General features: G+C 67.9%; 19 protein-coding genes and 1 riboswitch. Of the genes, 9 read left to right on the plus strand and 10 right to left on the minus strand.

The window, feature by feature from the left end:
• The first annotated feature begins 61 nt into the window (after window positions 1-61).
• The 3 genes from hldE (at window position 62) to waaA (ending at window position 3,853) form a co-directional block, all read left to right on the plus strand.
• Window positions 62-1,501, plus strand: a complete 1,440-nt coding sequence (gene hldE / locus MVF76_RS03840) for a bifunctional D-glycero-beta-D-manno-heptose-7-phosphate kinase/D-glycero-beta-D-manno-heptose 1-phosphate adenylyltransferase HldE (protein ID WP_297527472.1) — start codon at window positions 62-64, stop codon at window positions 1,499-1,501.
• Window positions 1,502-1,629: 128 nt separating this feature from the next.
• Complete coding sequence (gene rfaD / locus MVF76_RS03845) at window positions 1,630-2,574, plus strand: ADP-glyceromanno-heptose 6-epimerase (protein ID WP_297527473.1); 945 nt, start codon at window positions 1,630-1,632, stop codon at window positions 2,572-2,574.
• Between the two features lie 13 nt (window positions 2,575-2,587).
• Window positions 2,588-3,853 (plus strand): lipid IV(A) 3-deoxy-D-manno-octulosonic acid transferase, encoded by a 1,266-nt coding sequence (waaA, locus tag MVF76_RS03850; protein ID WP_297527474.1) that lies wholly within the window; start codon window positions 2,588-2,590, stop codon window positions 3,851-3,853.
• 183 nt (window positions 3,854-4,036) lie between these two features.
• On the opposite strand, the gene MVF76_RS03855 is transcribed toward waaA, so the two are convergent.
• From MVF76_RS03855 to MVF76_RS03870, 4 genes are all read right to left on the minus strand, one after another.
• Window positions 4,037-4,579, minus strand: coding sequence for a hemerythrin domain-containing protein (locus MVF76_RS03855; RefSeq protein ID WP_297527475.1), 543 nt, complete (start codon window positions 4,577-4,579; stop codon window positions 4,037-4,039).
• 273 nt (window positions 4,580-4,852) lie between these two features.
• Window positions 4,853-6,184: a TolC family outer membrane protein gene (locus MVF76_RS03860; RefSeq protein WP_297527476.1), complete on the minus strand. Its 1,332-nt coding sequence runs from the start codon at window positions 6,182-6,184 to the stop codon at window positions 4,853-4,855.
• 16 nt (window positions 6,185-6,200) lie between these two features.
• Complete coding sequence (locus tag MVF76_RS03865; RefSeq protein ID WP_297527477.1) at window positions 6,201-6,524, minus strand: rhodanese-like domain-containing protein; 324 nt, start codon at window positions 6,522-6,524, stop codon at window positions 6,201-6,203.
• A gap of 2 nt (window positions 6,525-6,526) precedes the next feature.
• Window positions 6,527-7,204 (minus strand): protein-L-isoaspartate O-methyltransferase family protein, encoded by a 678-nt coding sequence (locus MVF76_RS03870; protein ID WP_297527478.1) that lies wholly within the window; start codon window positions 7,202-7,204, stop codon window positions 6,527-6,529.
• 160 nt (window positions 7,205-7,364) lie between these two features.
• A riboswitch (TPP riboswitch) is annotated at window positions 7,365-7,458 on the plus strand.
• 57 nt (window positions 7,459-7,515) lie between these two features.
• Between MVF76_RS03870 and thiC the strand changes: the two genes are divergently transcribed.
• The 3 genes from thiC to MVF76_RS03885 are packed head-to-tail and all read left to right on the plus strand — an operon-like array spanning window position 7,516 to window position 11,111.
• A complete protein-coding gene (thiC, locus tag MVF76_RS03875; RefSeq protein WP_297527479.1) occupies window positions 7,516-9,405 on the plus strand; it encodes a phosphomethylpyrimidine synthase ThiC in 1,890 nt (629 codons plus the stop codon).
• A gap of 42 nt (window positions 9,406-9,447) precedes the next feature.
• The gene (locus MVF76_RS03880; protein WP_297527480.1) at window positions 9,448-10,272 is read left to right on the plus strand and encodes a hypothetical protein; all 825 of its coding nucleotides are present in this window, start codon (window positions 9,448-9,450) and stop codon (window positions 10,270-10,272) included.
• An 8-nt stretch (window positions 10,273-10,280) separates the two neighbouring features.
• Window positions 10,281-11,111: a metallophosphoesterase family protein gene (locus MVF76_RS03885; RefSeq protein WP_297527481.1), complete on the plus strand. Its 831-nt coding sequence runs from the start codon at window positions 10,281-10,283 to the stop codon at window positions 11,109-11,111.
• Between the two features lie 98 nt (window positions 11,112-11,209).
• Here MVF76_RS03885 and MVF76_RS03890 read toward each other — a convergent pair whose 3' ends face one another.
• Window positions 11,210-12,157, minus strand: coding sequence for an IS481 family transposase (locus tag MVF76_RS03890; protein ID WP_297527482.1), 948 nt, complete (start codon window positions 12,155-12,157; stop codon window positions 11,210-11,212).
• Between the two features lie 160 nt (window positions 12,158-12,317).
• On the opposite strand from MVF76_RS03890, the gene MVF76_RS03895 reads away from it, so the two are divergent.
• Complete coding sequence (locus tag MVF76_RS03895) at window positions 12,318-14,270, plus strand: SLC13 family permease (RefSeq protein WP_297527483.1); 1,953 nt, start codon at window positions 12,318-12,320, stop codon at window positions 14,268-14,270.
• A gap of 73 nt (window positions 14,271-14,343) precedes the next feature.
• Here the strand turns inward: MVF76_RS03895 and MVF76_RS03900 are convergent, their stop codons facing one another.
• The 5 genes from MVF76_RS03900 to hemA form a co-directional block, all read right to left on the minus strand.
• Window positions 14,344-15,108: a HesA/MoeB/ThiF family protein gene (locus tag MVF76_RS03900; RefSeq protein ID WP_297527484.1), complete on the minus strand. Its 765-nt coding sequence runs from the start codon at window positions 15,106-15,108 to the stop codon at window positions 14,344-14,346.
• A gap of 63 nt (window positions 15,109-15,171) precedes the next feature.
• Window positions 15,172-15,582, minus strand: coding sequence for a hypothetical protein (locus tag MVF76_RS03905; protein ID WP_297527485.1), 411 nt, complete (start codon window positions 15,580-15,582; stop codon window positions 15,172-15,174).
• A 49-nt stretch (window positions 15,583-15,631) separates the two neighbouring features.
• Window positions 15,632-16,483: a peptide chain release factor N(5)-glutamine methyltransferase gene (gene prmC / locus MVF76_RS03910; protein WP_297527486.1), complete on the minus strand. Its 852-nt coding sequence runs from the start codon at window positions 16,481-16,483 to the stop codon at window positions 15,632-15,634.
• A gap of 58 nt (window positions 16,484-16,541) precedes the next feature.
• Window positions 16,542-17,624, minus strand: a complete 1,083-nt coding sequence (gene prfA, locus MVF76_RS03915; protein WP_297527487.1) for a peptide chain release factor 1 — start codon at window positions 17,622-17,624, stop codon at window positions 16,542-16,544.
• Between the two features lie 20 nt (window positions 17,625-17,644).
• Window positions 17,645-18,907 carry a glutamyl-tRNA reductase gene (hemA, locus tag MVF76_RS03920; protein WP_297527488.1) on the minus strand — a complete coding sequence of 421 codons (1,263 nt, stop codon included), beginning with the start codon at window positions 18,905-18,907 and terminating at the stop codon, window positions 17,645-17,647.
• 176 nt (window positions 18,908-19,083) lie between these two features.
• Between hemA and MVF76_RS03925 the strand changes: the two genes are divergently transcribed.
• Together MVF76_RS03925 and lolB are read left to right on the plus strand one after the other, a co-directional pair.
• Entirely contained in the window at window positions 19,084-20,808 is a 1,725-nt protein-coding gene (locus MVF76_RS03925) for a tetratricopeptide repeat protein (protein ID WP_297527489.1), read from the plus strand.
• Window positions 20,805-21,368, plus strand: a complete 564-nt coding sequence (lolB, locus tag MVF76_RS03930; RefSeq protein WP_297527490.1) for a lipoprotein insertase outer membrane protein LolB — start codon at window positions 20,805-20,807, stop codon at window positions 21,366-21,368. The genes MVF76_RS03925 and lolB overlap by 4 nt, the downstream gene beginning before the upstream one ends.
• The last annotated feature ends 45 nt before the right edge of the window (window positions 21,369-21,413 follow it).

The raw sequence follows: 21,413 nt of genomic DNA on the forward strand, positions 1-21,413 counted from the left end.
CCCACGCCCCCTGCCAACTGTTATCATCCCCCGCTGGTCCCGGATACCCCCGATCCTGTCCATGAAGCTGGAACTCCCCGAATTCGGCGATGCCCGCGTGCTGGTGGTGGGCGATCTCATGCTCGACCGCTACTGGCATGGTGCGACCTCGCGCATTTCCCCGGAGGCGCCGGTGCCCGTAGTGCATGTCTCGGGGAGCGAGGAGCGTCCGGGCGGGGCGGGCAACGTGGCCCTGAACATGGCTGCGCTGGGCGGCCGGCCCACCCTGGTGGGCGTGACCGGCGACGACGAGGCCGCGGATACCCTGGACCAGCGCCTGCGCGCCGCCGGTGTCGAGTGCGACTGTCTGCGGCTGCCGGATCGCCCCACAGTGACCAAGCTGCGGGTCATCAGCCGCCACCAGCAGCTCATCCGGCTCGACTTCGAGGGCTCGCTGGGTGATTTCGATCACGAAGCGCTGCTCGATCGGGTCCGCGCCCGGCTGCCCGGCTGTGGCGCGCTGGTGCTGTCCGACTACGGCAAGGGCACGCTGGCGCCCCTGCGCGAGCTGATCGCGCTGGCGCGCGAGGCAGGCGTGCCGGTGCTGGTCGATCCCAAGCGCAACGATTTCTCCGCCTATGCCGGCGCCAGCCTGATCACCCCCAACCTGGCCGAGTTCGAGGCTGTGGTGGGAACCTGCCCGGACGAGGCCGCCCTGGTCGAGCGTGGGCAGGCGTTGATCCGTGAGCACCAGCTGGGTGGGCTGCTGGTCACGCGCGGCGAGGCCGGCATGACCCTGCTGCGTGAGGGCCAGCCGGAGTTCCATCTGCCCACCCAGGCGCGCGAGGTGTTCGACGTCACCGGTGCCGGGGATACCGTGATCGCCGCGCTGGCCACGGGCCTGGCCGCCGGCATGCCGGTCGAGTCCGCCACGGCGCTGGCCAATCTGGCAGCCGGTATCGTGGTCGGCAAGCTGGGCACGGCTGCTGCCAGCCTGCACGAGGTGCGCCGTGCGCTGGCCCAGGCGCAGGAGGCGGGACGCGGGGTGATGAGCGAAGCCCAGCTCGCGATCGCGGTGGCCGACGCCCGCGCCCATGGCGAGCGCATCGTGATGACCAATGGCTGCTTCGATATCCTGCACGCGGGTCATGTGCAATATCTCAACGAGGCCCGCCGACTGGGCGACCGCCTGATCGTCGCCGTCAACGACGACGACTCGGTGCGCAGGCTCAAGGGCGAGGGGCGTCCCGTGAATTCCGTCGACCGGCGCATGGCGGTGCTGGCAGCACTGGAGTGCGTGGACTGGGTGGTGCCCTTTTCCGAGGATACGCCGCGGCGGCTGATCTGCGACATGGCGCCGGACGTGCTGGTCAAGGGCGGCGACTACCGCCCCGAGGAGATCGCCGGCCACGAGTGCGTGGAGGCGGCAGGTGGCGAGGTGGTGGTGCTGGACTTTGTCGAGGGTGTATCCACGACCGCCATCATCGAGGCATTGAAGGAAGGCATGCGGAGTGAGGAGTGAGGCGTGAGGAGAGTATTCCTCGGCTGGGATGCGGTTGTGTAGTATGGGCAAAGGCGCATGACGCCGTGCCCATCATGATTGTTCGCTCGGCAGGATTTTCCGGTGCATACAAGGGTTGAACCATTGCCATGATTATCGTTACCGGCGGCGCCGGCTTCATCGGATCCAACATCGTCAAGGCCCTGAACGACCGCGGCGAGCGGGATGTCGTCGTCGTCGACGACCTCACCGACGGCACCAAGTTCGTCAATCTGGTCGACTGCGAGATCGCCGACTATCTCGACTACCGTGACTTCATCGAACGCGTGCGCCATGGCCAGGACTTCGGTCGCGTGGACGCCGTGTTCCATGAGGGCGCCTGTTCCGCGACCACCGAGTGGGACGGGCGCTACATGATGGACAACAATTACGAATACTCGAAGTCGCTGCTGCACTTCTGCGAGAAGGCAGGGGCGGCCTTCCTGTATGCATCCTCTGCTTCGGTCTACGGTGCGGGTACCGTGTTTCGCGAGGCGCGCGAACACGAGGCGCCGCTCAACGTCTACGGCTTCTCCAAGTTCCAGTTCGACCAGTACGTTCGCCGCCTGCTGCCCCGGCTTGAAATACAGGTGGCCGGTTTCCGCTACTTCAACGTCTATGGCCCACGTGAACAGCACAAGGGTGCCATGGCCAGCGTGGCCTTCCACTTCAACAACCAGATCCTTGAACAGGGCCGGGTACGCCTGTTCGAGGGCAGCGATGGTTACCCGGACGGCGAACAGCGGCGTGACTTCATATACGTGGGCGATGCGGTGGACGTCAATCTCTGGTTCCTCGATCATCCGGAAAAATCCGGTATTTTCAATGTCGGCACCGGGCGCAGCCAGACCTTCAACGATGTCGCACGCGCGGTGATTGCCTGGCACGGGCGTGGCGAAATCGAGTACATCCCCTTCCCGGAACACCTCAAGGGGCGGTACCAGAGCTTCACCGAGGCGGACATCTCCAGCCTCCGGCATGCCGGTTACGAACGCCCCTTTCTGACCGTGGAGGAGGGCGTCGCGCGGTACATGGAATGGCTCAACCGCGACTGAGTGCCTGGCCGGCATGCGCCGCCTGTACACGCTGATCCTCTATCTGGCGCTACCGCTGGTGTTTGCGCGGCTGACCTGGCGCAGCCTGCGCGCACCCGCCTACCGGCAGCGCTGGGGCGAGCGTCTGGGCCGGGGTCCGGCCCTGCCGGGGCGACCGCTGTGGATACACGCCGTGTCGGTGGGCGAGGTGCAGGCCGCCGAGCCCATTGTGCGGGCGCTGCTCGAACGCCATCCCGAGCTGCCGGTCCTGATCACCACCACCACGCCGACGGGGTGCGAGCGGGTGCGGCTGCTGTTCGGCGATCGGGTGCGACATCGCTATCTGCCTTATGACCTGCCGGGCGCGGTGGCACGCTTTCTCGATGCCGTGCAGCCGCGGTTGGGGCTGGTGATGGAAACCGAGATCTGGCCCAACCTGTTCGCGGCCACGGCCGCGCGCGGGATCCCGGTGATTCTGGCCAACGCCCGGCTCTCGGCACGCTCTGCCCGCGGCTACCGGCGCCTTGCCGGTCTGACCCGGGATACCTTGCGCTGCCTCGCCGGCATCGCCGCCCAGTCGCAGGCCGACGCCGACCGCTTCCGGGCGCTGGGGGCGTCTCCCGATGTCCTGCAGGTGCTGGGCAATACCAAGTTCGATGTCGGTTTCCCCGCCAGCCTGCGCGAGCAGGCCGAGGGGCTGCGCGCGGCCTGGGGGCGTGATCGCCCCGTCTGGGTGGCCGGCAGTACCCACGAGGGCGAGGAGGAGGAGATCCTGGCCGCGCATCGGCGCCTGCTACAGCGCCACCCCGATGCGCTGCTGGTGCTGGTGCCGCGTCACCCCGAGCGCTTCGACTCGGTCGCGGAGCGACTGCAGGGTGGGGGCTGGCAGGTCGCGCGCCGCAGCGCGCAGGCGCCGGTGACGCGCGACACGCAGGTTCATCTGGGCGACACCATGGGCGAGCTGCCGCTGCTCTATGCCGCGGGTGATCTCGCCTTTGTCGGTGGCACCCTGGTGCCGGTCGGCGGGCACAACCCCCTGGAGCCGGCCGCGCTCGGCCGACCGGTGCTGTTCGGGCCGCATCGCTTCAACAGCGCCGAGATCTCGCGCCTGTTGCTGGAGGCCGGCGCCGCCTTCGAGGTGCAGGATGCCGACTCGCTGGCCGAGCGGCTGCGGGTGTTGTTCAGCGACGTGACCGAACGCAATGCGGTGGGCGAGCGCGGCGCCGAGGTGGTGGCTGCCAATCGCGGCGCGCGCGACCGGCTGCTGGCGTGGGTCGAGGGTCTGCTGGGGAGGGCCTGAGCCGGCCCTGCGCAGTGCGCGAAAGTTCACGGTGGGGGGATGGCCACGGAATCCACTGTATCCACGGGAGGTTTCCGTGCCACAACGTACGCGCACTTTTCCCCTTCGCGGATTCTGTGGGTTCCATGGCGCTTTTTGTGTTTTCCCGACGGGTTCGCGGCTGTTGCTCGCGAATCCTGCGGTTCAGGCGCTGCTGCTCGCGTCCGGAAGCTTGACGTTGCGCCGCCGCGCCATGGCGGTGCCGATCTGTTGCAGCCGCTGCGCGTCGAGCAGGTGGCCGGCCGGCATGAACAGGTGCTGTTCCTCGCGGCGGATGTGGTCGCGGTAGGCGCTGCAGAAGGTGTCGACATGACGGGCGAAGACCTCGGTGTCGCCAATGCGGGTGGGGTTGGCGAGGCCGTCCGCGATTGCGTCCCAGGCCTGTTCAAGCTGCAGGTGCTCGCGTTCCAGGGTCTCGATCACCGGTTTCAGGTTGGGTGCGGCGGCGGCCAGCGCCGGGTAGACGTCGACCTCCTCGTCCTGGTGGTGCAGGGGTGCCGCGGTGGTGAAATAGGTGTAGACGTTGCGCGCCGCGTCGCGCGCCTGGCCGTCCACGCCCTTTTCCTGCAAGTGACTCGCCAGTCTTTCCAGTGTTGCGCAGTTGGTGAGCATGCGCATGTGGCAGGCGCGCAGCAGATCCATGGGGCGGTCGAAGCTCGGCAGTTCGCGCTGGCCGATGTCCAGCATGGGTGGTTCCTCCTCCTGTCGGTGGGCGCTCGGCCCGCACGCCTCTTCCATGCAGAACGGTGATCAGGCGTGTCGTAGCCCCCGATGGGGCCGAAGGTCACAATCCGGGCGGCTTCGAATACTTTCCAGATTGCGGACTTCGCTCGCCGTACCGGGCGCGTTTGTCCGCTGCGCGTCATACGGGCTGCAGCAAGGATGCCTGTGGCCACGCGCCTGCGGCCTGTTTTCCGTCCGTGCCTTCAGTGGCGTCCGTGGCGCTCTTCCCGGTCCGGATCAGCCCGCCGGCCTCAGCCAGCGATCGAGCGCTTCCATGTCGGTGGGCGCCAGGGCGCCGGCGGCCTGCTTCAGACGCAGGCTGTTCAGCATGTAATCGTAGCGTGCTCGCTGCAGGTCACGCTCGGCACGGTAGCGTTCACGCTGGGCATTGAGTACGTCGACGATTGTCCGGGTGCCGACCTCGAAGCCGGTTTCGGCGGCCTCCAGCGCGGTCTCGGACGACTTCAGCGCCTGTGCCAGCGCCCGGACCCGGGCGATGCCGGTGACCACCCCGCGATAGGCGTCCCGTGCCTGACGCGCCACGGTGCGGTTCCGGGCCTCCAGTTGCTGCTGGGCCTCGACCAGGCGATGGCCGGCAGCACGGGTGCGCGAACTCACCAGCCCGCCCTGATAGAGCGGCACGTTGAGCGACAGACCGATGCTGCCGTCGTTGCGTTCGATGGCCGCAATGCCGCCGAAGTTGAGATCCTGATAGGTATAGCTGGCGGTGAGATCGACCGTTGGCAGGTGGCCTGCGCGCTGGCGCCGGATCTCCTGGCGGGCGATGGCCACGGCCGCGCGCGCCGCGCGCAGCCCCAGATTGTCGGCCAGGGCGCGTTGCACCCAGGCGTCCGCCGAGTCGGGTTCGGGCGGGACCAGGTCGAGCGGCGGCGCCAGCACGTCCAGTGCCGCCGGCAGCGTGCCCAGAACCTCGCGCAGGGCGTCGCGGGCCGAGTCCAGCCGGTCGCGCGCGGCGATTTCCTGGGCGACCGCGAGGTCGTAGCGGGCCTGGGCCTCCTGCACGTCGGTGACGGCGATAAGGCCCACCTCGAAACGCTGCTGGGCCTGTTCGTGCTGGCGCGCAATGGCTGCCTTTTCCGCCTGTGCGAACTCCAGGTCGTCCTGCGCGCCGAGGACGGCAAAGTAGCGCTCCGCCACCCGCACCATCAGTTCCTGCTCGGCCGCGGCATACTCGGCCTCGGCCTGGGCAACCTGTTCGCCGGCCTGGGCCAGCGCCACGAAGCGGTCATGGCGATAGATCGGCTGGCTGAGCGACAGGCCATAACTCTGGTTGGTGGAGTAGCTGGTCTTCTGGCCCGGTGCGGGATTGCGCGGGTCGTAGCTGTTGCGGGTGTAGCTTCCGGACAGGGCCACGCTGGGCAGCAGCAGGGCGCGTGCCTGCGGCTCGGCCTCCAGCGCGGCGCGGCGCGCGGCGTCGGCGGCGGCCAGGCCCGGGTCGGTCTCGGCGGCAAGGCGGTAGACGTCGCCCAGGCCTTCGGCGGCCACCGGCGAGAACGTGCCGCCCAGCAGGGCGACGAGCAGGGTCTTGCGCAGCAGGGGCAGCTTCATGCGGGGTCTCGCGGAGTCAGTAGGTCGGCATCTGTGGGTCGAGGTCGCGGGCCCAGGCGGCGACGCCGCCGGCGAGGTTGATGACATTGGAGAACCCGAACTGCCGTTCCAGAAACAGCGCAACCTGGTAGCTGCGGACACCATGGTGACAGATGACCACCGTCTCGCGTTCCGGGTCGAGGTCTGCGGCCCGTTCGGGCACCTGGCGCATGGGAACCAGTTCCGAGCCCTCGATGCGGCAGACCTCGAACTCCCAGGGTTCGCGCACGTCGAGCAGCAGCGGGGGGTCTGTACTCGCCTCCAGGTGCGCCTTGAGCTCGGCCGGGCTGAACTGGCGCATGTTCACAGGTCGAAGGCTTCGCGGTCGGGCGCGCCGACCAGCGGCGGTATCGCGGTGTCGAACAGACTCTCGGTGGCCCACTGGTTGTCGCCGACGCGGGTGATGCGCAGCGCTTCCATCACCGGCGGATGGCCGACGATGACAAACAGCCGGCCGCCGATCTTCAGTGCCTTGTGGAAGCCCTTGTGCAACAGCGGCAGCGAGCCGGTCACGGCGATGGCATCGAAGCCGCGGTCCTCGTTCCAGCCGAGCGCGGCGTCTGCGGTCTGCAGCGCCACGTTGCGGATGCCATGCGCGGCCAGCCGTTCGCCGGCGCCGGCGGTGAAGTCCTCGTACAGGTCCACCGAATGTACCTCGCCCGCCAGATGCGCCAGGCAGGCGGTCAGGTAGCCGCTGCCGGTGCCGATCTCCAGCACGCGGTCGGTGGGTGCCAGGGTAAGCGATTGCAGCAGCCGGCCCTCCAGCTTCGGCGGCATCATGACCTGGTCATGGCCTATGGGCAGGGCGATGTCGGCGAAGGCCAGCGAATTGCGGTAGCGGGCGGGCACGAAATCCTCGCGGGGCGTGGCAGCGATCACGTCGAGCACGCGCTGGTCCAGCACCTCCCAGGGCCGGATCTGTTGCTCGATCATGTTGAAGCGGGCCTTTTCGAAATCGAAGGCGGTGGCCGTCTGCGCCATGGATGCTGTCTCCCCGGGGCTCCTGCGGATGGGCCAAGGGTAAGGGCTTGCCGCGCCGCAGGCAAGTTCGCGATGGGGGGTGGCCGGCACAAAAATACCCGGCGATCAGAGGGTTTCGTGCGCTTTGCTTGCAACGGCCGGGGCCATGCCCTATTGTTGGCCGATCGGCTGGGGGTGCCCCGCGCGGGGCTGAGAGAGACCCTTGGAACCTGATCCGGATCATGCCGGCGCAGGGAATGTCGAATCCGGCTGCCATTCGTCCCGCGCACTCACGCCCCGCCATCCGCGATCACCAGCAGAGGGACGACCCCATGAGCGCCATCCCGGACGAATTTCTCGAGAAGACTGCACGGCTTTCCGAGGCAGTCACCCGACCCTTTCCCAACTCGCGCAAGATCTTCGTGCGGGGTTCGCGTCCGGACCTTCGGGTCGGCATGCGCGAGATCAGCCAGTCGCCCACGCCCAGCGCCCGGGGCGAGCAGCCGAATCCGCCCATTCCCGTCTATGACACTTCCGGACCCTACACCGACCCGGATGCCCGCATCGATCTGCGCAAGGGCCTGCCGCCGCTGCGCGCCGCCTGGATCGAAGAGCGCGGTGACACCGAGCAGCTCGAGGGTCCGACCTCGGCCTACGGGCGCGCCCGCCAGGCCGATCCGGCGCTGGCCGCACTGCGCTTCGAGCACCTGCGCGCGCCGCGCCGTGCCCGGCCCGGCTGCAACGTGACCCAGATGCACTATGCGCGCAAGGGCGTCGTCACGCCGGAGATGGAATACGTGGCCATTCGCGAGAACTGCCGGTTGCAGGAACTGCGGAGCGATCCCCGTTACGAGAAACTGCTGCGCCAGCACCGCGGTCAGCCCTGGGGTGCGGCCATCCCCGACGAGATCACGCCCGAGTTCGTGCGCCAGGAGGTGGCCGCCGGCCGCGCCATCATCCCGGCCAACATCAACCATCCCGAGCTGGAGCCGATGATCATCGGCCGCAACTTCCGGGTGAAGATCAACACCAACATCGGCAACTCGGCCGTCACCTCCTCGATCGAGGAAGAGGTGGAGAAGATGGTGTGGTCGGCGCGCTGGGGCGGCGACACCCTGATGGATCTCTCGACCGGGAAGAACATCCACGAGACCCGCGAGTGGATACTGCGCAACGCGCCCATGCCCATCGGCACCGTGCCCATCTACCAGGCGCTGGAAAAGGTCGACGGCAAGGCCGAGGAACTGACCTGGGAGATGTTCCGCGACACCCTGATCGAGCAGGCCGAGCAGGGGGTGGACTACTTCACCATCCACGCCGGCGTGCGCCTGGCCTACATTCCCTGGACCGCGGAACGCGTGACCGGCATCGTCTCCCGCGGCGGTTCCATCATGGCCAAGTGGTGCCTTGCCCATCACAAGGAGAATTTCCTCTATACCCATTTCGAGGAAATCTGCGAGATCATGAAGGCCTACGACGTCTCCTTCTCGCTGGGCGACGGCCTGCGCCCTGGTTCCATTGCCGATGCCAACGACCGTGCCCAGTTCGCCGAACTGGAAACCCTGGGCGAGCTGACGAAGATCGCCTGGGAACATGACGTGCAGGTCATGATCGAGGGCCCCGGCCATGTGCCGCTGCATAGGGTCAAGGAGAACATGGACAAGGAGCTGGCCGACTGCTTCGAGGCGCCCTTCTATACCCTCGGGCCGCTGGTCACCGACATTGCCCCGGCCTACGACCACATCACCTCCGGCATCGGTGCCGCCAACATCGGCTGGTACGGTACCGCCATGCTCTGCTATGTCACCCCTAAGGAACATCTCGGCCTGCCGGACAAGCAGGACGTGCGCGATGGCATCGTCACCTACCGCATCGCCGCCCACGCCGCCGATCTGGCCAAGGGCTTCCCCGGCGCGCAGCTGCGTGACAATGCGCTGTCCAAGGCGCGCTTCGAGTTCCGCTGGGAGGACCAGTTCAACCTGTCGCTGGATCCGGAGCGGGCGCGCGAGTTCCATGACCAGACCCTGCCCAAGGAGGCGCACAAGGTGGCGCACTTCTGTTCCATGTGCGGTCCCAACTTCTGCTCCATGAAGATCACCCAGGACGTGCGCGACTACGCCGCCCGCGAGGGCCTGAGCGAGGACGAGGCGCTGGAGAAGGCCATGGAGGAGAAGGCGGTGGAGTTCAAGCAGGGCGGCGCGGAGATCTACCGCAAGGCCTGAGTCATTCCTCCCTGATACCGAGCTGGCAAAGGAGCGCGACACATGTTTTCGGATCTGATTGCGTGGCTGAAGGACAACTGGCACGAAGAATCCAATATCGGCAAGGCGAAGCTGGCGGGCCTGGCGCTGCTGGTTTTCCTGCTGTTCGCCGCGTTGCTTCCGAGCGGGGAGGCGCCGCCGGCGGCAGGGGGGGATGGCGCCGCCCCGGCCGATACCGGGTCGCAGGCGGTCGGCGAGTCCGCGCCGGAGCCGACGGCGGCGGCGCAGGCGGCCGATGCCTATCGGGCCTACGAGGCACGCATCGCCGAGCTGGAGCGGGAGAAGGCCGCGCTGGAAAAGGAGGCCTCGCAGCAGGCCGCCGAGGCGTATCGCAGCTACGAGGCCCGTATCGGCGAGCTGGAGCGCGAGCGCGAGTCGCTGGCCGGCAGAATGGCCGACATCGGCCCGGTGGAAGAGGCCTCGAAGGAAGCGGCCGATGCCTATCGGGCCTACGAGGCACGCATCGCCCAACTGGAACGGGAGAAGGAGAGTCTGGAGCGGGAGGCCGCGCGGCAGGCCGCGGAGGCTTACCGCAACTACGAGGCCCGCATTGCCGAGCTTGAGCGCGAGCGCGAGGTACTGGCGGAGAAGGCGGCCGAGCTCGACCGCGCCGAGGCCGAGGCGGCCGAGACCTATCGCAGCTACGAGTCGCGGGTGGCGGAGCTGGAACGGGAGAACGAGGCCCTGCGCAAGCGCATCCGCGAACTGGAAGCCGCAGCAGGTGGTACGGCAGCCGCGCCGGCGGTGGATCCGGACCTGCGCCTCAGGCTCGAGGCCCTGCGCGGTACCCTGGACGACATCCTGGCCACCCTGCCGCCGGCCGACTGATCGCTGCCATGCGTCTGGCGGTCCTGTCCGACGTGCACGGCAATGTGCCTGCGCTGGAGGCGGTGCTGGAGGACCTGGCCGGCTGGTCCCCTGATCGGGTCGTGGTCAACGGTGACCTGGTCAGCCGTGGCCCGTGCAGCCGCGCGGTGCTGGAATTGCTGGACACGGCCTGTCCGGATGCCGTCTGTCTGCATGGCAACCATGAGGAGTACCTGCTCAGGGTCAGTGACACGCCGCCCGATCCCGGCAGTCCCACCTATGACATCGACCGCTTCGCCCTCTGGTGCGCCGCCGAACTGGGCGAAGCGCGCGAGCGGCTGCGCGACTGGCGCGGTCATCTCGACCTGGAGGACCTCGAGGGCGGGGCCTCGGTGCACATTACCCATGGCTCGCGGCTGGGCAACCGGGACGGCATTTCCGCACGCACCCCCGACGATGACCTGCCCGGCAAGCTGGGCGCGCCGTGCGACCTGTTCATCGGAGCGCACACTCACAAGCCGCTGCACCGTCATTTCAACGGCACGCTGGTAGTCAACACCGGCTCGGTCGGGCAGCCCATGGATGGTGACGTGCGCGCCGCCTATGGCCGCTTCACGCTGCGCGATGGCCGCTGGCAGGCCGAGGTCCGGCGAGTGCCCTACGACCGGCAGCGCGCCTTGCGCGATTTCGAGGACAGCGGCTTCGTCGAGGGCGGCGGGCCGCTGGCCGCCGTCATCCGCCGCGAGCTGGAGGAGGCGCGCCCGCATCTGGGGCCCTGGCGGCGTCAGTGGCTGGAGGCGGTGCGCCGTGGCGAGATCAGTGTTGCCGACAGTCTGCGCCGCTATTTCGCGACCCTCTGATGTCTTGCCCGTAGCGACGGCTACGGCTTGAGCGCCGGCGCGCCCCGAGCCCGGCTGCAAATCCGCCATCATCCGCAGCCCCTGGTGCAACATGCGGGCTAGGTGTGTAAACCCACCAGGTTGTTCACAGCTGGCAGCCGGCTGATGGGCGGGTGGTAGTCCAGGCTAGCATGAGGGCGATGCCAGTTGTACTGGTGGAGCCAGCGGGGGAGATGGCTCGCCCGCTGTTCGGAGGTATCGTAGGCGCGGGCATAGGCCCACTCGCGCAGGGCGGTCTGGATGAAACGCTCCGCCTTGCCGTTGGTGCGGGGCGTATAGGGCCGGGTACGGCGATGAAGCAGCCCGAGGCGACGGCACAGGCGCCGGAAGGCGCGGGAGCGGTAGGCGCTGCCATTGTCGGTAAGGACCTGTCTGAAGCGGATGCCGAGGCCGGCGTAGTGGCGTACCGCCCTGAGCAGCGCCCGGCAGGCGCTGCGGGCGGTCTCGTCGGGATGGATCGAGGCGAAGGCGATGCGGCTGTGGTCATCGATGGCCACGTGGACGTACTCCCAGCCGGCGCCGGGCGAGTCCTGGCGGCGGTTGCCGGTTACCCGATGACCGGGACGGCGGAAGCGGCCCAGGCGCTTGATGTCCAGATGCAGCATGTCGCCCGGGGCAGCGTGCTCGTAGCGGTTGTCGGGCCGCGGCGGATCGAGATGACTGAGGCGATGGAGGCCGGCGGCCTTGAGCAGGCGCGCCACGGTGCTCATGCCGATGCCCAGTTCCCGGGCGATCTGGCGGTAGGTCTGACGCTGCCGGCGCCGGGCGAGCACCTGCCGGACGAGCGCCGGCGGCGTGGCGTGGGGGCAGTTTCCAGGACGGGAGCTGCGGTCTTGCAGGCCCGAGGGTCCTTCCTCGCGGAACCGCCGGAGCCATTTGTAGACGGTGCGGGTGCTGACGCCCATGGCTTGGGCGGCCTCGGCAGGTCGAAGTCCTTCTTCCAGTACGCGTTTCACCAGCAGGGCTCGACCGTGGACGGTTAATCGGGCATTTTTATGGCTGTTCATTCGGGGTCCTCGAAGCATTGGTTTGGGTCGCACCTCCAATTCTCCGGGTAAACCCCGAGTGAACAACCTACTGGAAGATCACAGCTAGGTGCAGATGCATCGTCCTTCAAGTGCCAGTAAACTGCGGGGCTGCATCTTTCGTCCCTTCCTCGGAGTCTCCATGACATTGCCCATCAAGCCGACCAAGTCCCTGATCGCCGCCCTGGTGTTTGCCCTGGTGGCGGTGTGGCTGGCCGGCAGGGTGCCGACGGTCGAGATTGCCTGGGTCTGCGCCATACTGCTGCTGACCATCTACCTGTTTGCGTTCGAGATTGTGGAAGTGGATGTGGCCGCGATCTCCATCATGGTCCTGCTCGGCCTGACTGAGCTGTTCGCGCCGCTGATGGCGCTGGAGCAGGGGCTGGTATCCAGCAGCCACCTGTTTGACGGTTTTTCCAGTAACGCGGTCATGTCCATCATCGCGGTGATGATTATCGGGGCCGGCCTGGACAAGACCGGGCTGATGGGGCAGGTGGCCTCCTTCATTCTCAAGGTGGGCGGTACCACCGAGAAGCGCGTGATTCCCCTGATCTCGGGCACGGTGGGCATCATCTCGAGCTTCATGCAGAATGTGGGTGCCGCGGCCCTGTTTCTGCCCGTGGTCAGCCGCATCTCCGCCCGCACCGGGCTGCCGTTGTCGCGGCTGCTGATGCCCATGGGTTTCTGCGCCATTCTCGGCGGCACCGTCACCATGGTCGGTTCCAGCCCGCTCATTCTGCTCAACGACCTGATCCTGACCTCCAACCGGGCGCTGCCCGAGGATCAGCACATGGCCACCTTCGACCTGTTCTCGGTGACGCCCATCGGTCTGGCGCTGGTGGCCACGGGCATCCTCTATTTCGTGCTCGCGGGACGTTACGTGCTGCCGGCCGCTGGTGGTGAGGAGAGCGTGACCAGCGCGACCTCCACCATGGCGCATTTCAAGGAGGTCTACGGTGTTTCCTATGCGGTGTACGAGGTCGACGTGCCGGCGGAGAGTCCGCTGGCCGGGAAGACCATCGACGAGATCGAGGTCGGCTACCGCATCCGCATCGTCGCCTTCTACCACGATGGCAACCTGCGCCTCGCGCCCGGCGGGCTGGCGCGTGACGTGGTGGTGGAACCGGGGACCACGCTGGGTATCCTGGCGTCGGACGACCGCCTGAACTTCTTCATCGAGGAGACCGGCCTCAAGCCCCGCGAACAGCTCGACGTGTTCCAGGACGTGCTCAATCCGAACAAGTCCGGCATCGCCGAGGTGCTGATACCGCCCGGCTCGGCTTTCATTGGCAAGTCGGCGCGCGATGTCTGGATGCGCAAGACCTATGGCCTGTCCATTCTTGCCATTCACCGGCGCGGCGAAACCCTGCGCGAGGGCACCGGTATTCGTGACCTGCCATTCGAACCGGGTGACGTGCTGGTGGTGCACACGCACTGGGACACCCTGGCGCGGCTGCAGAAGGACCGCAACTTCGTGGTACTGACCACCGAGTTTCCGCATGAGGAACTGCGTCCGCACAAGGTGCCGCATGCGCTGGTGTTCTTCTTGATCGCCCTGTCGCTGGTGCTGTTCAGTGACCTGCGGCTGTCGGTTTCCCTGCTTACCGGTGCGCTGGGGATGATCCTGGCCGGAGTGCTTACCATCGACGAGGCCTACAAGGCGGTGAGCTGGAAGACGGTGTTCCTGCTGGCCTCGCTCATCCCATTGGGGCTGGCGGTGGAGACCACCGGCACCGCGGCCTGGATCGCCGAGCAGACGCTGGCGGTGGTCGGGCACATGCCGATGTGGGTCATCCAGGCGGCGATTGCCGCGCTCGCGACCTTCTTCACCCTGGTGATGTCCAATGTCGGCGCCACTGTGCTGCTGGTGCCGCTGGCGGTGAACATTGCCCTGGGCGCGGGTGCCGATCCGGCGCTGTTTGCGCTGACGGTTGCCATCTCCACCTCCAACTCCTTCCTGATCCCCACCCACCAGGTCAACGCCCTGATCATGGGGCCGGGCGGCTACCGGGTGGTCGACTTCATGCGCGCCGGCGGGATCATGACGCTGCTGTTCCTTGTCGTTTCACTTTCGATGCTGAATCTGGTGTTCTGAGGGCTGTGAGGCGTGAGGCGCAGGCTACGGCTGGCTGAAGTGCGCGAGGCGTCGGGTGTTGTGCTGCCGCACCCTATGGCGTGGCGGCCGACCCCGTGGGGCCGCACACATCGCAGCCGGGATCCGGCCTCAGCCGCAGGGTCCGGAATTCCAGCGCATCCCCGTCGAAGATGAGCAGCCGGCCGCACAGGGGGTCGCCGATCCCGGTCAGCACCTTGATGGCCTCCAGCGCCTGCAGGCTGCCGATCACGCCCACCACCGGGGCCAGTACGCCGTTTTCCGCGCAGGTCTGTTCCGCCTCGCTGCCGTCCCGGTACAGGCAGCGGTAGCAGGGGCTGTCGGGGGTGCCGGGCAGGAACACGGTGAGCTGGCCCTCGTTGCGAATGGCCGCGCCGGAGACCAGCGGCCTGCCTGCGTCAACACAGGCGGCATTGATGGAGAAGCGGGTGTCGAAGTTGTCGCTGGCATCGATCACCAGGTCGGCGGCGGCCACCTGTTCGGCCAGTGCCTCGCCCGCGAGCCGTGTCTGCAGGGCCTCTACCCGGGTGTCGGGATTGATGCGGGCCAGGCTGGCGGCGGCGGACTCGACCTTGGGCCGGCCGATGTCGGCCTGGCCGTGCAGGATCTGGCGCTGGAGGTTGGACAGGTCCACGCGGTCGTCATCGGCGATCACCAGCCGCCCGACGCCGGCCGCGGCGAGATAGAGCGCGGCAGGCGACCCCAAACCGCCCGCCCCGACGATGAGCACGCGGCTGTCGAGCAAGCGGTGCTGACCCTCCACGCCAAAGGCGGGCAGCATGATCTGGCGGCTGTAGCGCAGCAGTTGTTCGTCGTTCATGGGGAGGGAAAGCGGCGGTGACCAGCAGTGGCCGACTATACCGCACCCTGGCCGCGCGGCCCATCAGAGATAGCGGCGCCAGTGCTCCGGCCGTTCGTCGCGGCAGCCATGCGGGCGCTGCCGGTACTGTTCGATGAAGATGGCCTGGGTGCAGTTGCCGCGGCCGCGCCCGCAGTCGAGCTGCGCCCGCTCCGCATCCTCGCAGTAGTAGTAGAGGGCACGCTTGAGCTTGTTGAGCAGGTTGTTGTCCAGATGGAAGCCCAGTTCCTCCAGCAGCCCTTCGATGATCTGCAGACCGATGCGGCTGACGTCGTAGGTCACGTGCAATTGATCCGGTCCCTCGGGCCGCACCCGCACCACGCCCTCGACGCAGCTCAGCACCAGTGCCGCTTTCTGCGCCTGGTCGCCCTCGGCATGCGGGCCGCGGAACAGGATCTCGCGATGCTTCAGGGTGGACGGGTTTTCCTCGTTCATGCCTCTATCCTAGACCCGCGGCCCGTTTATTCAAGTCCGGAATGCAGGGTTATTCCCCCGGGCGGCCCATCCGGCCGAGACTGACCCGGTCCAGGCCGGCGAGGTCGCGGAGGCACCGGATTTCCTCGAATCCCCGGGATTTCAACAGGCTGGCGACCGCCTCGGCCTGGTCCATGCCATGCTCGAGCAGCAGCCAGCCACCGGGCTCGAGATGGGCGGGTGCGCCACTGATGATGTGTTCGAGGTCGTCGAGGCCCTCGGGTCCGGCGGCAAGGGCGGCGCGCGGTTCATGGCGCACGTCGCCCTGGTCCAGGTGCGGATCGGCCTCGGCGACGTAGGGTGGGTTGGAAACGATGGCGGTGAAGCGCTCGCCGCTGACGGGTACGAACCAGTTGCCCTCGCGCCAGTCGATTGTCAGTCCAAGCCGCCTGGCATTGCGGCGGGCAACCGCCAGCGCGGCCGGGGCGCGTTCCACGGCGGTCACCGTCCAGAGCGGGCGTTCGTGGCGTACCGCCAGGGCGATGGCGCCGCTGCCGGTGCCCAGGTCCAGGATGTGTGCCGGCTGTCCGGCCGGCAGCCGTTCCAGCAGGGCTTCCACCAGCAGTTCGGTTTCCGGCCGCGGGATCAGGGTATCGGGCGTCACCTCCAACGGCAGCGACCAGAACTCGCGTTGCCCGACCAGGTGCGCCACCGGTTTGCCCGCCGCGCGGTGTTCGATCAGCGCCGAGAAGCGCAGCGCGGCGGCCTCGTCCAGTTCGGCCTCCGGCCAGGCATGGAGATGGCTGCGGGGTCTGCCGAGCACGTGTGCGAGCAGGATCTCCGCATCCAGGCCAGGGCTGTCGCTGCGGCCCTCGAGCCGGGCCGCGGCCAGTCTCAGGACCTCGCGAAGCGTCTGCCGCATGGCGTGCCTGTCGGGGACAAGGAGGCGTTCAATCCTGGATCGCTGCATGTCATGCCAGTCATTCCTGCAGCGCCGCGAGGCGGTCGGCCTGGTCCTCGGCGATCAGCGGCTCGATGATCAGGTCCAGGTTGCCTTCCATGATCTCGTCGAGCTTGTACAGGGTCAGGTTGATGCGATGGTCGGTGACCCGGCCCTGGGGGAAATTGTAAGTGCGGATGCGCTCGGAACGGTCACCGGAGCCGACCAGGTTGCGTCGGGTCTGTGCCTGTTCCGAGGCGCGTCGTTCGCGTTCAGCGGCCTCCAGCCGGGCGGCCAGCAGTGCCAGCGCGCGCGCACGGTTCTTGTGCTGGGAGCGTTCGTCCTGGCATTCCACCACGATGCCGGAGGGCAGGTGGGTGATGCGCACCGCCGAGTCGGTTTTGTTGACGTGCTGCCCGCCGGCGCCCGATGCGCGGAAGGTGTCGACCTTGAGGTCGGCCGGATTGATGTCCACGGCCTCGGATTCAGGGATCTCGGGCAGCACGGCGACGGTCGCCGCCGAGGTGTGGATACGGCCCTGGGATTCGGTCTCGGGCACCCGCTGCACCCGATGGGCGCCGGACTCGAACTTCAGTCGGGAGTAGGCTCCCCGGCCAACGATGCGGGCGATGATCTCCTTGTAGCCCCCGTGTTCGCCGGGGCTCTCGCCGAGCACCTCGACCTGCCAGCCACGGCGTTCGGCATAGCGGGCGTACATGCGGAACAGGTCGCCAGCGAACAGTGCGGCCTCGTCGCCGCCGGTGCCGGCACGGATTTCCAGGAAGATGTTGCTGTCGTCGTGCGGATCCCGGGGAAGCAGCAGGGTCTGCAGTTCCTGCGCCAACGCCTCGCGTCGCTCGGCCGCTGCCCGGGCTTCGTCCGTGGCCAGTGCGCGCATCTCCGGGTCCGGGTCGGCCTGCATGGCCTGGGCCTGGGCCAGGGCCTCCCCGGCCTCGCGCCACGCCCGGTAGCAGCGGCTCACCGGCTCCAGCTGGCTGTATTCCACCGAGAGGGCGCGGAAGCGTTCCTGGTCGGCGATCACGTCCGGATCGGACAGCAACGCGCCCACTTCCTCGAAACGGTCGAGCAGGGTATCGAGCTTGGCCTGGATGGAAGGCTTCATGGTGCAGCGCCGCGGCGGATTCAGGATGGATCGGTATCCATGCCCAGCAGCTGCCGGGCGGTTTCGATGAGTTCCGCGCGGCCGTCGTAGGCGGCCTCGCGCAGGGCCGCACTGGGTGCATGGATCAGCTTGTTGGTGAGGGTGTTGGCCAGGAATTCCACCACCTGCTGCGGATCACGGCCCTGGGCGAGTTGCTGACGGGCCTTTTCCAGAAGCTGATCGCGTTCCCGTTCCGCGCGCTGCCGATAGGCGCGGATGGTGGATACCGCATCCAGCGAGCGCAGCCAGCCTTCGAAGTGGGCGGTCTGCACGTCGATGATCTCCTCGGCCTGCTGCGCGGCCTCCTGGCGGGAGCGCAGGCCCTCGTCGATGACCTCGCGCAGATCGTCCACGGTATAAAGGTAGACATCCTCCAGTTCGCCGACCGCGGCATCGATGTCGCGCGGCACCGCGATATCCACCATGAACATGGGCCGGTGCTTGCGGCGCTTCAGTGCCTGTTCCACGGCCGGGCGGAACAGCAACGGCTCGGGCGCGGCGGTGGAGGCAACCAGAATGTCGGCCTCGGCGAGATGGGTGTCGATGTCGTCCAGTGCGATGGCGTAGCCGTTGAACTCGGCGGCCAGGCTGTGGGCGCGCTCCACCGTTCGATTGGCAATGATCATGCGCTCCAGCCCCTGTTCGTGCAGGTGACGCGCGGTCAGCTCGATGGTCTCGCCGGCACCGATCAGCAGCGCGGTCTGTTCACCCAGATCCCCGAAGATCTGCCGGGCCAGGGACACGGCGGCGAACGCCACCGAGACCGGGCTGGCGCCGATGGCGGTGTCGGTGCGCACCCGCTTGGCGACGGTGAAGGCATGCTGGAACAGGCGATTGAGCAGGCTGGAGAGGGTGCCGGCCTCGCGTGCCCGCTGGTAGGCCTCCTTCATCTGGCCGAGGATCTGGGGTTCTCCGAGCACCATGGAGTCGAGGCCCGAGGCCACCCGCAGCATGTGGCGCACGGCCTCGCGGTCGCGGTGCTGGTACAGACAGGGTCGCAGCCGGTTCAACGGCAGGCTGTGCTGCGCCCCCAGCCAATCGACCAGTGTGGCGCTGTCGTCCCCCTCCAGCCGGCAATAGAGTTCGGTGCGGTTGCAGGTGGAGAGGATGGCGGCCTCGCAGACCTCCGGCACCGCGTTCAGCGAGTGCAGGGCGTCGGGCAGCCTGTCCGGCGGAAAGGCGAGCTGCTCACGCACCTCGACGGGCGCAGTGCGGTGGTTGATGCCGAGGGCGATCAGGGACATGGGGGCCGGTCTGACTGGAAGGAACCGGAAATTCTGAGCGATGGATGGGGCGATTACAAGCGGGCGCCAGCAGGGGATTCGGATGTCAAGCCGCCGGTCATCCGTTAAACTGCGGCCTGGATATCCACTCAGACAAGAGGTCCTGCCGGCCCCGTTGCCGGTCCTTCCGCCACGTGATGAGACATGCCCTGATTCTGCTCGTTGCCCTGGCACTGGGCGGTTGCGCACGCCTGCAACCCCGGCCCGAGGCCGAGCCGGCCCCTGGCCCGGTTGCCCCCGAAGCGTCGTCGGCGGCGCTGCCCGCGGGCAGCGCGGCGGGGTCTGAACTGGACAGCGAGCTGCTGTTCAACCTGTTGCTGGGCGAGATGGCTGGCCAGCGCCAGCAGCTCGATGTGGCCGTGCAGCACTATCTTGCCGCCGCCGCCGAGGCGGACGATGCGCGCATCGCCGAGCGCGCCCTGCGCGTCGCCCTGTACGCCAAGAACGAGGAGGCCGCACTGGCGGCGGCACGTCGCTGGGTGGAGCTGGCGCCCGACAATGTCGATGCCCGGCAGACGCTGGGCATCCTTGCCCTGCGCGCCGGCATCCAGGACGAGGCCTTCGAACAGTTCGAGATCCTGGTCACCCGGCTCGGCGGCGCGCGGGCCTTCCAGTCCATCACGGCCCTGCTGGCGCGGGACCAGGACCGCGGTGCGGCACTGGCGCTGATGGCGCGGCTGGCGGAGCGCTATCCGGATCTGCCCGAGGCACATCTCGCCTATTCGCGCCTGGCGCTGCATGCAGGTGATCCGCAACGGGCGCTGGCCGAGGTCGAACAGGCCCTGCGGCTGCGGCCCGGCTGGGTGCAGGCGCTGGTCCAGCGTGCCCAGGTGCGTATCAAGCTCGGTCAGCCGGATGAGGCGGCCCGGGAGCTGGCCCAGGCGATCGAGCACACGCCCGATCGTGTCGAGTTGCGGGTGACCTATGCCCGGGTGCTGCTTGAACAGCGCGACATCAGCGGGGCCCGTGCCCAGTTCCGCAAGGTCATCGAGCTGCAGCCCGACAATGCCGATGCCCACTACTCGCTGGGGCTGCTGGCACTGGATCAGGGGGAGCCCCGTGTCGCCGAGGGTCACTTCCGCCGGCTGCTGGCGCTTGGGCAGCGGGAGCAGGAGGCCTACTACTATCTCGGGCGCATTGCCGAGCTGCGGAACGACCCCAAGGCGGCGATCGAATGGTACGGCCGGGTGCAGCAGGGCGACTACCTGTTCGATGCCAGGGTCCGCAGCGCGCGCCTGCGCGCCGGCATGGGCGACCTGTCCTCGGCGCGGCGCATGCTGCACGAGCTGCGGCTGCGCAATCCCCAACTCGCGGTACGGCTGTACCTCGCGGAGGGTGCCCTGCTGGTCGCGGCCGGTGAGTACCAGGCGGCCTTTGACATGTACAGCACCGTGTTGGCGGAACTGCCGAACAACAGCGATATCCAGTATGCCCGCGCCCTGGTGGCCGAGAAACTGGGCAAGATCGCACTGGCCGAGCAGGACCTGCGCGCCATCACCGAGCGCGAACCCCGGAACGCGCATGCCTGGAATGCGCTCGGCTATACCCTGGCCGATCGTACCGGCCGGTTGCAGGAAGCACTGGAATACATCCGCAGGGCGCTGGAGCTGGCGCCCGACGAGCCGGCCATCATCGACAGCATGGGCTGGGTGCAGTACCGGCTGGGCAATCTCGACGAGGCCGAGGTCTGGCTGCGCAAGGCCTGGGAAAAGAGCAAGGACCCCGAGATCGCCGCCCATCTGGGCGAAGTGCTGTGGCAATCCGGCAAGCGCGATGAAGCCCGGCGGATCTGGAAGGCGGGGGAGACGCAGGCTGCGGACAATCCCGTGTTGCGCAAGACCCTGGAGCGCTTTCTGAAGTGAGGGCCTGGCCACTGGCAGTACCCTTGGTGCTGGTCCTGCTGCTGACCGGCTGTACCCCGGCGCCGGTTGTCCGCGACGCCCTGTTTGTGCCCCTGGAACTGCTGGTGTGGACGGCGCGGGGGCGGGTCGCTCTCTTTGCCGAAGGTGAAGGCTGGCACGCCGGTTTCGAATGGCGGCAGCAGGGCGAGGATCTGACCCTGACCCTCAGCGGGCCCTTCGGCCAGGGCGCGCTGCGGCTGCTGCAGGTGCAGGGGCGGGTACGGCTGATCGACGGCCAGGGCGCTGTCCGCGAGGCGGAGTCCGCCGAATCGCTGGTTGCCGGGGCCACCGGCGTGGCGCTGCCGGTGAGCGGCCTCCGCTACTGGCTGCTCGGCCGGCCCGCGCCGGACCGGCCCCATCGCTGGCTCGAGGGCGAGGCCTGGCCGCGGCTGGAGCAGGATGGCTGGACCATCGACTACCGCGCCCTTGCCGACGTCGGAGGTCATCGCCTGCCGACCCGCATCCGGCTCACCCGGCCGGGGATGAAACTGAAACTTGTCATCGATGCCTGGGATGTCTAGCCTGCATCCTGCTACGGCCCTGGCGGATTTTCGCTCGGCCTCGGG

The organism is Thiohalobacter sp., from assembly GCF_027000115.1.
GTDB lineage: Bacteria > Pseudomonadota > Gammaproteobacteria > Thiohalobacterales > Thiohalobacteraceae > JALTON01.